This is a genomic window from Planctomicrobium mucosum, assembly GCF_051466335.1.
In the GTDB taxonomy this organism is placed as follows: domain Bacteria; phylum Planctomycetota; class Planctomycetia; order Planctomycetales; family Planctomycetaceae; genus Planctomicrobium.
The window spans coordinates 398,009-410,805 of the sequence record NZ_CP195793.1 but is presented as its reverse complement, the minus strand read 5'-3'; the positions used below and the strand labels follow the sequence as shown (position 1 = coordinate 410,805).

General features: G+C 52.1%; 9 protein-coding genes. 5 read left to right on the top strand and 4 right to left on the bottom strand.

All coding sequences use genetic code 11. The features are described 5' to 3' along the window. Nucleotides 1–31: 31 nt before the first annotated feature. Nucleotides 32–979: a sugar phosphate isomerase/epimerase family protein gene (locus SH668x_RS01725; protein WP_437186972.1), complete on the top strand. Its 948-nt coding sequence runs from the start codon at nucleotides 32–34 to the stop codon at nucleotides 977–979. Nucleotides 980–1,093: 114 nt separating this feature from the next. Here SH668x_RS01725 and SH668x_RS01720 read toward each other — a convergent pair whose 3' ends face one another. The 4 genes from SH668x_RS01720 to SH668x_RS01705 all read right to left on the bottom strand — a co-directional run bounded on the left by SH668x_RS01720 (nucleotide 1,094) and on the right by SH668x_RS01705 (nucleotide 4,532). Then, nucleotides 1,094–1,528: a carboxypeptidase-like regulatory domain-containing protein gene (locus SH668x_RS01720; RefSeq protein WP_437186971.1), complete on the bottom strand. Its 435-nt coding sequence runs from the start codon at nucleotides 1,526–1,528 to the stop codon at nucleotides 1,094–1,096. Between the two features lie 116 nt (nucleotides 1,529–1,644). Beyond that, nucleotides 1,645–2,592 carry a DUF1559 family PulG-like putative transporter gene (locus tag SH668x_RS01715; protein WP_437186970.1) on the bottom strand — a complete coding sequence of 316 codons (948 nt, stop codon included), beginning with the start codon at nucleotides 2,590–2,592 and terminating at the stop codon, nucleotides 1,645–1,647. A 484-nt stretch (nucleotides 2,593–3,076) separates the two neighbouring features. Then, a complete protein-coding gene (locus tag SH668x_RS01710) occupies nucleotides 3,077–4,054 on the bottom strand; it encodes a DUF1559 family PulG-like putative transporter (protein ID WP_437186969.1) in 978 nt (325 codons plus the stop codon). A 61-nt stretch (nucleotides 4,055–4,115) separates the two neighbouring features. Next, nucleotides 4,116–4,532, bottom strand: coding sequence for a carboxypeptidase-like regulatory domain-containing protein (locus SH668x_RS01705; RefSeq protein WP_437186968.1), 417 nt, complete (start codon nucleotides 4,530–4,532; stop codon nucleotides 4,116–4,118). 1,235 nt (nucleotides 4,533–5,767) lie between these two features. On the opposite strand from SH668x_RS01705, the gene SH668x_RS01700 reads away from it, so the two are divergent. The 4 genes from SH668x_RS01700 (at nucleotide 5,768) to SH668x_RS01685 (ending at nucleotide 12,771) form a co-directional block, all read left to right on the top strand. Next, the gene (locus SH668x_RS01700) at nucleotides 5,768–6,541 is read left to right on the top strand and encodes an ABC transporter ATP-binding protein (protein WP_437186967.1); all 774 of its coding nucleotides are present in this window, start codon (nucleotides 5,768–5,770) and stop codon (nucleotides 6,539–6,541) included. A gap of 7 nt (nucleotides 6,542–6,548) precedes the next feature. Then, nucleotides 6,549–9,002 (top strand): ABC transporter permease subunit/CPBP intramembrane protease, encoded by a 2,454-nt coding sequence (locus SH668x_RS01695; protein WP_437186966.1) that lies wholly within the window; start codon nucleotides 6,549–6,551, stop codon nucleotides 9,000–9,002. A gap of 97 nt (nucleotides 9,003–9,099) precedes the next feature. After that, the gene (locus tag SH668x_RS01690) at nucleotides 9,100–10,320 is read left to right on the top strand and encodes a hypothetical protein (RefSeq protein ID WP_437186965.1); all 1,221 of its coding nucleotides are present in this window, start codon (nucleotides 9,100–9,102) and stop codon (nucleotides 10,318–10,320) included. A gap of 309 nt (nucleotides 10,321–10,629) precedes the next feature. Next, nucleotides 10,630–12,771: a hypothetical protein gene (locus SH668x_RS01685; RefSeq protein ID WP_437186964.1), complete on the top strand. Its 2,142-nt coding sequence runs from the start codon at nucleotides 10,630–10,632 to the stop codon at nucleotides 12,769–12,771. Nucleotides 12,772–12,797 lie beyond the last annotated feature (26 nt).

Below are 12,797 nucleotides of genomic sequence, written 5' to 3'. Positions count from 1 at the left end.
TTTCTCCCACCTGGGTATTGGACTTGCCTCCATGACAACTGCAAATCGTCGCCAGTTTCTCACCGCCTCGACCATCACAGGACTTGGAATGCTTGCCATCTCTCCCGAGGCGTCTGCTGCAGAAACTCAAATCACCGCTCCATTGAAAGTCCGCTATTGCCTCAACACAAGTACGATTCGTGGTCAGAATCTTTCCTTGGAAGAGGAAATCGACCTGGTCGGCGTTGCTGGATATGACGGGATCGAACCCTGGATTGGTGAAATTGAACGCTATCGAGACTCTGGGAAGTCGCTCCCAGATCTCAAAAAGAAGATCGAAGACAAAGGCTTGCGAGTCGAAAGTGCGATCGGATTTGCGAAGTGGATCGTTGATGATGAAGTGGAGCGCAAGCAGGGATTGGAGCAACTTAAACGAGACATGGATCTTGTTCATTCCATCGGCGGAACTCTGATTGCAGCTCCTCCGATTGGGATGCACGAAGCAAACTCACCACTCGTCGACCTCTTTGCTGCTGCAGAGCGATATGCTGCCATTCTGGAAATTGGTCGGAATATTGGCGTCATTCCACAGGTCGAAGTCTGGGGGTTCTCGAAAAACCTCTCGCGTCTCGGTGAATCGATGTTCGTCGTGATTGAAAGTGGGGATCCAGATGCGTGCTTGCTCGCCGACGTGTACCACATCTACAAAGGGGGGAGCAGTCTGCAGGGGTTGTTGAATGTTTCCGGGCAAACGATTCGTTGTTTCCACTTCAACGACTACCCAGCGGAACCGCCACGGACCGAGATCAATGACAGCCAGCGTGTCTATCCGGGAGATGGTGTGGCACCTTGGAAATTGATTATTGAAACACTTCGAAAAATTGGATTCAACGGTGCAGTTTCACTGGAACTGTTCAATGAGACCTATTGGAAGCAGGATGCGAAACTGGTTGTCGAAACCGGTCTGCAGAAAATGAAAGCGGTCTTCGAAAACAATTGAGGTGATGGCGCCGTCAAAAAGCGGGCGTTACAACTGGGAAAACAAAAAGAGTTCTGCACCTGTCAATGAGATGCAGAACTCTCGACGTTTTAGATGGTCTCGATGACGCAGTCGTTACTTTTTCAGATCGAAGTCAATCGTGTTCTTGCCCGCCAGAACATCGGCCGTCAATTCGGTCATGACATTGTACTTTGCAGGAATCGAGGGAGGTCCACCTTTGGTGGGCTTCTGAACATAATCATCCCCCTCCTGTTCAATTTCATCTTCGCCTTCTTTTCCAGTGGTGATTTCTACTTTTGACTTCCCAATTTTGCACCCTTTTGTTGTGCGAATGTAAGTCAGTTCGTATTTCCCTTCGGCGTCGGCTTTGCCACTGGCAGGGCGACCATCAACGGGTATGAAGGTGATCGAAGCGCCGCTTAATGGTTTGCCTTCATATGTGATGGTTCCGACGACTTCACCAAGTTCTGGCTGATCATTTAAACCTTGACTGCAACCGGTGAAGCAGATCGTAATGATAAGAAAAGACTGCTTGATCCACTGATTCAAAAACACTTCTCTCAACTTTCGTGAAGGTAGAATTCGGTCAGAGACGTCCGGAGAATATTCCCGAACCACACTGAATGCGTCTTGCAGCACTCCTGCCAGCGGGACGCCACCGGCGGTTAGAATTCGCCGACGATTTCAGCGGAGCGACGGGTGCTGACTGACTGGTAAGTCGCCATCGAAATATTCTCGGAGATGAAGCGGACGCTTCCATCCCCAAGCAGAAAGTGAGCGCCTCCAACGTGATAGCTTCCCGCTGCCTCTTCGCTGTAGGAGTTGATTGGGTCATTGCTTTCTGCAGCGATCAGATACTCAGACATTTCGGTCGGAGGGTTGCTGTCTGCACCATTTGAGAAGACGTATTTGCGGTCCGAACCTGCTCCGCCGAGCATGTCTGCATCGCCGCCTGAGTCAATCACTTCGCTCACCATGATGGTGTTTGAAAGACCATCCTTGACATCAGCAAATCGGACATGGCTGCTGATGAAGAACATTCCGTCGGCGTTCATACAACCGCCGGGCTGGCTTTGTTGAGCGAATGTCTTCCCGCCCCCGGCACAGTCATCACTACTGTTCCCGATGAGTGTTCCCATGTTCCCATTGTAAGTGGAGGTTGAGTAGCCGTTTTTCTGCACGCCCATACGCACGTCTGGGTGAGAGGAGCAGATAAATACCGGGATTGTTGTTGCCCCACCCAGTACTTGCTTTGGATCGTTGACGCCGCCAGCTTCGGCACCCATTCCGCTGGAGTCTGGTCCCTGAATGCCCTGGTAGATGTTGGCCTGGTCAACATAGGGAAGAATGCTGGCATGCCATGTCCATCCGTGCCCGTTGTAAACGGTTCCAGCAGCATTCCTGAGGACGATGCTTCCGGGAGGAATCGCGTTGAAAGAATCGTGGTAGTTGTGTAGTGCCAAGCCGATTTGCTTGAGGTTATTTCGGCACTGGGAACGACGAGCCGCCTCTCTGGCCTGCTGAACGGCAGGTAAGAGGAGGGCGATGAGAACTGCGATGATCGCGATCACGACCAAGAGTTCGATGAGAGTAAAACCGGAACGCTTTTTCATTAATGAAAAACCTTCGTAACGAGTCGGTATGGATAGCATGACAGTCGAAACAGTTGACGGCGCAAAAAAGAGCACTTATCGCGGTGTTAACTAAGAGGTTTCGCAGTATTTATGTGGCAATTAATGAGCGACGCTGTATCTTTCCGATTCAAAAATAGACACTTCTTGACTCTCTTCACCGATCATTGGAATTCGCAGCCTGTGCGACACATTTGAATGCGTTGTCGGCGTAAGATATTTGGTTGAGTAGCTTTGTGTTTGTTGATGTGTGCAGTTGGGCAGCTGCCGTTTTCTCGTGTCTGATTCGCTGCTTTCTTTCAGCCAGCCAAAATACCTCCGGAAGATGAAGGATTAATAAAGATTCGATGAGAACTAATCGAAGATTTGTTTAGGTTCGAATTAGCTAGGGGCAAAAAAGAAAAGCACCCCAACGATGATCGCTGAGGTGCTTTTTTTGAAAAGACTCGGAATGAGCTCGTGTTGCTTAGAACTCGCCGACGACGTTGCCGTCTGCTTTGTTGGCAAGGTTCATTGCAGTTGTCATCGCGATGTTTTCGCTGATGCCGCGAACTGAGCCGTCGCCCATCAACGCGTGGACGATTCCAACGTGAGCCGACTGCAAGGCGGAGTTGCAATCGGTACGAGTTGTTCCTGGGCTTCCCGATCCATCTGGATTGAGTTCGCCCCGGAATCCGATTGGAACGTTCGGATGGAGAGTTGTCAGACCGTAGCAGCGCGCATCGTAGTAACCAGACCCGTAAGTTCCGTTGCCGCGAGCATCACCTGGGCTGGCGTAGTTCCCCATCCAGAATCCGCTGGCGTCTTGCGGGCGTGGGTCGGCATTATTGTTCGGACCGATGAAAGAGCTTTGCTCGCTGACGAGGAACGTGTTGGAAGAACCGTCGGTCATGTCGCCGAATCGGGTGCGGCTGTTGTGGAAGAAAACACCTCCGCGAGAAACTGGTCCGCGAACCGCGGTGTGGTCTGTCGATCCATCGGTGGTGGCCCCGCGGATAAAGACATAGGAACCACGGAACAGGCTCGCACCTGCTTCTTCAGCTGAATCAGGAAGGCTGCTGGATGGGCAGACGAAGGCCGGAACCTTGAATCCGTTCATCACGAGCTTGTTGTGTTCAGCAGCTGGATCGCCGAACCAGAAACCGCGACCGAAATCGAGTTTGTTGTAAACCGCGCTTTGCTCGATTTGTGGGAGAATAGACACCCAGGCAGTGATGCGGTGCATGAGATTGTCCGCAATGTTCCCAGGGGGCATCGCATTGTAGGTGTCGTGGTAGTTGTGGAGAGCAAGACCGATTTGCTTGAGGTTGTTTTTGCACTGTGAACGGCGAGCCGCTTCTCGCGCCTGCTGAACAGCTGGCAGCAAAAGTGCAATCAGAACTGCGATGATCGCAATCACCACGAGCAGTTCAATAAGAGTAAAACCAGAACGCTTTTTCGCCATGAGCGACACTCCATGAAGAGAGACAAAGGAACATAAAAAAATTCGGATTACTTCGCAGCCACTACTTCTTCTTCATGGCGATATCAAAGCTCACACCGCCAGCTGGAACCTGAATCTCGAGTCCAGAGGTCTTTGAGCTGCGGTAGATTTTGGGAATGTTATCGACTTCTTTTGGCATCATTGTGCCCGGTGATCGCTTGGTGGCACCCATTTCAACGCGGGGGAGTTGAACCGCGACGAGGTATTTGCCCGGAGGGAGTCCGCCGATCTGGGTTTTGATGGAATACGAGCCATCTGCGTTAATCGGTGCTTCGCCGCCAAATTTGGTGTCCTGCGGGACGAAAAGGACAGAACCTTCTGTGACCGGTTCCCCTTCGAACGTGACCTTACCCGAAACAACACCGTTTGGCGTCGAGCTTCCGCATCCTGCCATCAGAATGGCAACTGCCAAGCAGGTAATTGTGTACCGAAAATTCATTGATTTGCTCCGAGGTCTTCCTGCCAGGAAGGCGAATTCGACGTGACTCATGCTCGAGTTGCCGATGGATTCAGACTGAAAGTGAATTCGTTATAGGATAATTTTGACTGCAACAATCCGCAGATTGACAAATTGTCGTGGTTCGCATAAATCGCGTCAACTCATAAATACATCAAAGCGGCGAAGAAATGGTGTGATTGGTTTGATATGCAAGCAGACTGATTTGATGACGGAAAAGTGGAGATAGACTCGCAATAGTTTGCTGGCAAACTCTAGAGATGAATCGGATACAGGCAATAATATGGCAACTATTGGTGTGACAAATGCGATTGTGAGAGGTCAGGATGACGGAATAGAAGAAGTGGCACGCGAGTTACTGGGTGAAGAAATTCCGGGACCTAGATTTAGCGTGACGACATCTAGATGTAGCAATTGTTGTTTATATGAGTGTCGTGTGAGTTGCTAATGTTATTGGATATAATTAGTGTGAAGTAGTTGTCGGAAATCTGTCGTTTGGTTGCTTTGTCGGAGGTTGTTGAGTCGGCGACTGAGAGTCAATCGACAGCCGCAAGACGAGATAACAGGCGTGTTTGATCCGAAGTCGTGCCGTCCATGGACTGCTATTGATCTCGGAACTGCGTGAATTCGGAAATCATGAATTGAATTGCTCCCCATGTCATCCATTGCCAGAGAGGGAGTACACTGTTCGTAAGACTCGTCCTGGACACTGTCTCAGGTGTGTGTGGCGACGAATGGTGGCAAAGACTCGTTCAAGTGTGCTTTCATCGCTGCCGGATCGCCACACTCTCGTGAGAGGCGATCGGGCAGGTCACACCGAACATTTAACGAACTGCGGGCGAACAGCGACAGGTCATCGAATGCCTGCCATCCTGGGGTAGAAAACTGGCTGCAATTGCCCGATCCTTCGCAGATATTCCAAGGGTCGCAATTCGCCAGATCCTCAGTTTGATTAGAGTCAAGATTCCGGTTTGATGTCGTAACGAAAAACCAGGGAACTAGTTGCGTTTTTTCTACGTCCGATCTTGCAGAGTTCTTGAATCGGGGCAATCTGGATGCGCATTCGCAGTGATCAGGCTGAAGGCATCCGGATATAGTGATTTTCTTGGGTGTTTCGTTTTTGCAACGTGTAATCTGTATATTCGCTCTCATTCCCTCTCGGAATCGGTCTGTATCGGTGTCACAGTTACTGAGCGTACCGAAACATGAGCATCGCTATGATCCAAGTCGAATCCCTGACGAAGCAGTTCCACGACCTCAAAATGGGGCCACGATACGCATTGGACCACGTCACGTTCGATGTTCGCCCCGGTGAGATCTTCGGCCTTCTCGGCCCCAACGGTGCTGGAAAAACGACTTGCCTGAGGATCTTCAGCACCGTCCTCAAGCCAACATCCGGGAAAGTCCTGATCGCTGGTTACAATGTTGTCGAGCATCCGGAAAAGGTGCGGTCTCACATCGGTTTCATGTCGAACAACACGGGAATCTACGACCGCATGACCGCCTGGGAAATGGTTGAGTACTATGGGCGACTCTATGGCATTCCCGAACAACAATTGCAAAAGAGACTGTCCGAGATCTTCGACACGTTGCAGATGAACGAAATCAAAGACGTTCTCGGGAGCAAAATGTCGACCGGGATGAAGCAGAAAGTCTCTATCGCTCGGACCATTGTCCATGATCCACCGGTGCTGATTTTTGACGAACCAACAGCCGGTTTGGACGTGCTCGTCGGCCGCGCCGTTCTCGACACCATTGTGGATCTGAAAGCTAAAGGAAAGTGCATCATCCTCTCGACTCACATCATGCGAGAGGTTGAAAAACTCTGTGATCGTGTGGCGATTATTCACCGTGGCCACATTCTGGCGCTGGGCACTGTTCAGGAACTGATCGATGAGCACCGGCAACCGGACATCGAAGAGGTGTTTTTCAAATTGATCCGAGATCTTGACCAGTCTCTGGCCAATCAAAGTGATCTCATTCAGAAGTAAAATTCCAATGAGCTGGAAGAACGTCAAACTCATTTTTCAGCGTGAAGTCCGGGACCAACTCCGCGACCGCCGAACTCTGTTTATGGTGGCGGTGCTTCCATTGCTGCTGTACCCCCTGTTGGGAATCGGCATGGTCCAAATGACCGTGACGTTTTCAGAGCAGGTCCGGCGAGTGGTGATCGTGGGAGCAGATCAGATTCCCCTTCCGTCTCTGCTGAATGGAAACGAATTCGACACGTCGTATTTCGAGAACCCGGAAACTGCGAAGAAGTTGCGGGTCATCACGGACCTGCCGGGGTCGCTCGGTGATGATTTGCCTCCAGAAACCCGGAAAGAGCTTTCGGAACTCCTCGAGCAAGTGAACGCACGGCGGGGACGAATTGCGAGGCTGGGGGATGTTCAACAGGAACTGGAACTTGCGGAAACCAATTCCGCTTCGCCAGTGATTCAGGCATTGAGAGAAGAAGAAGAGATCCTCAGACAGGAGATCGAAGACTGGTTCGGAAAATCTCGCGCACAGGTACTGATTGTCTTCCCTCCAGATTTTCTGGCTCAGTACAACCAGATCACTGCCGAAATCAGTTCGCCTGAGCGGGATTTGTCCGCTTTCTCCGAACTTGCTCGTCCGGTGATGCTTCACAACAGTGCGAACGAGAAGTCCGAAATCGCCTATCAGCGAGTGCGTCAGGCTTTTCAAAAGTGGGAGAAAGCGCTGCTGGAAGGAAGGCTGAAATCGGCCAATCTTCCGCTTTCACTCCCGACTCCCGTTCAGCTGACAAAAGTGGATCTCGCGGAGCCGACCCAGCTCGCTGCGAATGTCTGGAGCAAAATATTCCCGGCCCTTCTGGTCATTATGTCTGTGACCGGTGCGTTCTATCCCGCAATTGATCTGGGAGCAGGTGAGAAAGAGCGAGGGACGATGGAAACATTGTTGATCTCGCCAGCGACTCGCACCGAGATTGTCTTCGGGAAATTTCTGACGATTATGCTGTTCAGCTTTTCGACGGCGTTGCTGAATCTCGTGAGCATGGGATTCACGGGCAAGCACATGCTCTCCGCGATTGGATCGACGAAGTCATCGCCGATTGGCGATTTGTCATTTCCCCCAATGGAATCGTTGATGTGGGTGGTGTTACTTGCCATTCCACTGGCTGCACTTTTCAGTGCCCTGAGCCTGTCTTTGGCCCTGTTCGCGAGAAGTAGTAAGGAGGGGCAATATTACCTGACTCCACTGCTGCTGGTCACAATGGGCATGACGATGTTTTGCCTCAACCCTGCAGTGGAACTGAATCCATACTACAGCGTGCTTCCAATCACAGGGCCAGCGTTGTTGTTGAAGTCACTATTGCTGGGGAGTTCCGACTCTCAGGTTGCAACATTCATTGCTCCGGTTCTGTTGATGAGCTGTTTCTATAGTGCAGTGGCTCTCTGGTGGGCGACCGAGCAATTCAAGCGAGAGGATATTCTCTTCCGTGAGTCGGAACGCTTTGAAATTGGGCTTTGGTTCCGTCATTTGCTTCGTGAGAAAGAAGCGAATCCGAGTTTTACTGAAGCGGCAGTCTGCTTTGTCGTGATCGCGCTGCTTCAGTTCCTGTTCCTGACCTCTATGCAGAATTCCCCGGAGCTTCTAGACGGTCCGGTGAAAATGGTTCAGGTACAGCTGATTTATCTGATCGCCACTGTAGGAGTGCCTCCTGTTTTGATGGCATTGCTTCTCACAACCCGACCACTTCAGACGCTGAAGCTTCGCCTCCCCGATTGGCGAATGATGGCGGTGGGGGCAATCCTTGCATTCACGCTTCAGCCGCTCGCTTTGACGTTAATGACATTTTTGGATCCGTATTTCCCACCCCTTCCACCGGGGGCTCAACAGCTCATGGAAGCGATGGGAACGGGGACTGTTCCGCTTTGGTTGAGCCTTGCAGCATTCGCACTTGCTCCCGCTGTCTGCGAAGAACTTGCATTTCGTGGCTTCATTTTGAGTGGCCTTCAACGCAGCAATCGTCCGTGGCTACCTATTGTCATTTCTGCACTCGTGTTTGGCGCGATTCACATGATTCCCAAGCAGCAGTTTAATGCTGCGTTGCTGGGGCTGGTGATTGGTTTGCTCGCGGTACGCAGTCGCAGCCTCTATCCCGGCATTCTGTTTCACTTCATTTTTAACGGGTCACAGGTACTGGCGAGCCGCCTTCAGGTCGCGGATTACCAATCTCCTGTTGCCCAGTGGATGGTTTGGATTGATCCGGCCGTTGCGAAACCTGAACCGCATTTTCGTCCGGAATTCCTTTTGTTCTGTCTGACCATTTCAGTGGTTCTCATTACGTGGCTGGTCCGATTTCGCCCCAAGGAAGATTCCGAAAATTTCGAGAGATCGCACCGATCAGCGACCACCGTCAGCGATCGACAGGCTGAGTTTTCAATGCCATCCGGAGAACCAGCCAGCCTCGAATCCTCGAGTTGACCTTGCCACCAACCGCCAAGATGTGGATCATGGATTGACGTTCTTCAAGCCTTGCGGGACTCGCGCCGAACGGCATTTTCGCACGATGCGGCAATCTATGACCAATTCTCGACTTCTCGGTTTGATCTTACTCGTCGTCATCTCACGGAACTGTTCCGTCTTGGCCAACGATCGCGGTATCGCCGAGCTGGTGCGTCAGCTCGGCGACCAGAGTTTCGAACGACGGATCTCTGCTGAGAAGGAGTTGTTGAAAAAGGGGTATCCGAGTCTGGACTTTGTGGAAGCTGGCGTTGAGTCCAGCGATCCCGAGATCCGTCAACGCTCGATACGCCTTCGCGGAATTCTTCGGAAGTCTTATTTGACTGCTGATCGGGATCGAATTCGAGAGAACCCCTGGATTTATCCAGAGGAAATGACACCGGGTTGGCAGCTATTTCAGGAAATCGCCGGAGATGGACCAGCAGCACGTGATGCTTACGTGCGCATGCTGGACTCTGAAGGCGACCTGATGCTCTCATTGGTGATTCAACCAGAGAGTTGGACGGAAGAGTTCGAACGACGCTGCGTTGATCTGCGAGGGATCACGGAAACGCGATCCGCCAGAAATCTGGATCCCTACAGCGTGCTCGCGTTGATGTTTCTGGCGGAACACCCGACGAACGTTCGAAATTCAAACTCTGTAAACATCGTTCAGTCGATGTTGCTGGATCAGTCCTTTATGAACGGAATTCAGCGATTGAACGAGGACGAGTTCGGGGTTTTTCAGTCATTTCTCAGCGACTGGGTCGTTCAAGCAAGACAGATTCCATCAGCTGGTCGACTCGAACTTGCTTCACGGTTTCAGCTCGCAGCCGGGGTTGAACCAGCGCGAGAAATTATTGCGTTGCAACGGGCTGCTGGAGTTCCACAACCGCATGCACAGATCAATGCGATTCGTTTCATTATCAATTATGGTGAGATTGATTCACTGGAGTTGCTGGAAGAATTGGTCGCGTTTCCTGATGTGTCGTTGGAGCTGACTCCGCTCGAATTGGAACAGGCTCCTCCAAAGGCCAATCCAGGTCCCCGAGGACAGGAACACGCTGTGAACGATGTGGCCTTGTTGGGGATGGTCATGCTCACGGGCCAAAACCCGATCGAGTACAACTTCACAAACATCCGGGTCGAGAAACGTCAGCTCGTGAATGTGGGGAATCCCCTGTTTCAGAGTGATGAATTGCGTCGTCAGGCGATCGAACGCTGGAGATCGTGGAAAGAATCTCATCCCCAGATTTTTCGTGCCCCATCTCTTGACGCAGTCGAAGGTTGGGCAACGTAGTGAAGTTCGATTCGTGTGCGAGCGATCTGGGCTTCCGTGTTGTTTTTTGATCCCTGTGGCAGTCATTGCAGCCAGCCGGGCCTTGCTTGACTCCTGCCTGTCAAATTCTCATTGACTCATCTAAACTGGATAAAAATCAACCACTTACGGTGGATCGTGCCCCCTCGCTTGATGCGGTCTGCACGCATCGCTTCGCAGGTACAAATCCCATTTCGAAATCACGTCGTCGATAGATGACACATAGTCCAGAAGTTGCCGAACACCGAGGTCCGAAGTGACCCGCCTGTTCAGGCTCAAGGAGACGTCACAATGGATTCATACGCACTCTGCCCTTGCGGAAGCGGCAAGAAGGTGAAGTTCTGCTGTCAGGCAATTATTCCAGAGATGGGAAAGATTGAACGACTTCAGGAGAACAACCAGCCACGCATGGCGCTGCAGATCATTGATAAGCTGCTGAAAGATCACGCTGAAAATCCGTGGCTGATCAACCAGCGCGCCATGGCGTTGATCTCGGATGAACGTTACGAAGAAGCGCGAGACAATCTCGTCGCATTTCTTCGTAAATCACCCGAGCACCCGCTGTCGAATGGCCTGCTCGCTATCTCGATGACCGAGCTTGAGCCAATCAGCCAGTGCAAGAAGGTGATTCACCGGGCATTCCTGAAGAGCATGAATGCGGAACCGCGAATCGCTGCGATCCTTGCCGGAAAGCTTGTCGATCACTTCCTCTCCAGCGGTCAGGACATGGCTGCCCGTCAGCACATGGCGGTCATACTTCGACTTGAAAAAGAAGAAGAACGCCAACGAACGCTGATGGCCATGCTGGAGATGGATGCGGACAGCAGCATCCCTTACCCACTCCGTGGAGCACATCCGCTTCCGCAGTATCAGCCAGCTGAAGAGCATCAAGCACAATTCCGTAAAGCACAGCGTCTTTACATTCACGCCTGCTTCTCTGAAGCAGCGGACATCCTCGATCAGTTGGTCCAACACGATCCGAACTCGGCGAAGCTCCAGCACATGATCGGGCTGATGCGAGCCTGGGATGGAGATGAAGTTCGGGCGGCAGCAGCACTGCACAAAGCTGCTGAACTGTACACCGAGACGGAAGCGGCAGTTGACGTTGAAGCAATCGCGCAGCTTCTGGATCGCCGTCAAGCGGAAAACACAACGGCCGCGCGCGTACGCACCTACGAAGTTGAATCTCTTTCGCGGCTCCTGACCCGTCTCGACAACGAGGATCGACTCAGCCGGATTCCTCTTCTGGAAGATGCGCTGCGTTCAGGCGTCGCCGCTGGGTTCGACATTCTCGATCGCACACTCCCATCCGACAAGGATCTGGACACAATCACCTTGGACTCGGTTCCGCGGACGATCGGACAGATTACCCTCTTCGATAAACAGGAGGATGGCACTCCCGCGGTTGCTCATGTGAATGCTCTGGAAGGGGTGCGACTCGACGAATCGGTCCGTACCTTCGAAGCAGCGGCAGGGGAACTGGCCAAGCCATCGAGCACCGACGGCGAAGATCAGCAGCCCAATTCTGATGTTCTCGGCTGGTATTCTGTTGACGAGCTGGCACTGTCGGAATCGGCGTTCTTCCCGCCAAAGACACCGAACACATTGCGGAACACATTGCGGCGTCAATTCGTCGAGAAGTGCATCGATGAGACTTGGCTGAATACGCCAACCAAGGCTCTGAACGGAAAGACTCCGCTCGAGGCATCGAAAGAGCCAACTCTCAAGATCGCCCTGACAGCGGCACTGCGGGTCTTCGATTCCTATCTCGACCGACGAAGTGTGATTCTCGACAAGAAGGTTCTGGAAGAGAAACTCGGTCTGGAGTCTCCTGCTCCGATCACTGTCTCGGAAGAGATGGACCTCAACACGCTCTCCGTTGCGCAGCTGGATCGGCTGGACGTCTCACAGCTTTCTGACAAGATGTTCGATCGTCTGCTTCAAAGAGCTCTCGTCGTCAAGCATGCTGGCATTGGTCATCGTGTCTTAACGGCATTGCTCAATGATCGCCCGCAGATGGTGAAGGAGATGTCACAGGAAGCAGAGCAGGCACACATTACGCTTGCTGAAATTTGCAGCCGAGCACTGCTGGACAACGAAGCATTGGATTGGCTCAAACGCGGGTATCAGCTTGCGAAGGCAAATGGTGCCAATTTCGAAGCACAGCTGATGTGGAAGATGCGCGAACTGTCCCTGCGTGCCCGTGACACCGACGATCCTGAGTTCAAGGAAGTCTTGCTGGAACTGTGGAATCACTACGGTTCCAAGCTGCCAGCAGTGCGAGCCCGACTGGACGAGTTCGTTCGTGCACTGGGGATCGAAGCTCCCTGGTCACAGTCGATTATGACTCCAGAACTGGCAGCCGCCGGAGCTTGGTCGGCAGACTCGAACCAGACTTCGACGAGCGAAAAGAAATTGTGGCTCCCAGAATAATTTGGGGACTGTGAAGTTCAGTTCAA

Excerpts from the sequence above, each read along its gene's own strand:
- SH668x_RS01725 (WP_437186972.1), top strand. The coding sequence starts at position 32 with ATGACAACTGCAAATCGTCGCCAGTTTCTCACCGCCTCGACCATCACA.
- SH668x_RS01715 (WP_437186970.1), bottom strand. The coding sequence starts at position 2,592 with ATGAAAAAGCGTTCCGGTTTTACTCTCATCGAACTCTTGGTCGTGATC.
- SH668x_RS01710 (WP_437186969.1), bottom strand. The coding sequence starts at position 4,054 with ATGGCGAAAAAGCGTTCTGGTTTTACTCTTATTGAACTGCTCGTGGTG.
- SH668x_RS01705 (WP_437186968.1), bottom strand. The coding sequence starts at position 4,532 with ATGAATTTTCGGTACACAATTACCTGCTTGGCAGTTGCCATTCTGATG.
- SH668x_RS01700 (WP_437186967.1), top strand. The coding sequence starts at position 5,768 with ATGATCCAAGTCGAATCCCTGACGAAGCAGTTCCACGACCTCAAAATG.
- SH668x_RS01695 (WP_437186966.1), top strand. The coding sequence starts at position 6,549 with ATGAGCTGGAAGAACGTCAAACTCATTTTTCAGCGTGAAGTCCGGGAC.
- SH668x_RS01690 (WP_437186965.1), top strand. The coding sequence starts at position 9,100 with ATGACCAATTCTCGACTTCTCGGTTTGATCTTACTCGTCGTCATCTCA.
- SH668x_RS01685 (WP_437186964.1), top strand. The coding sequence starts at position 10,630 with ATGGATTCATACGCACTCTGCCCTTGCGGAAGCGGCAAGAAGGTGAAG.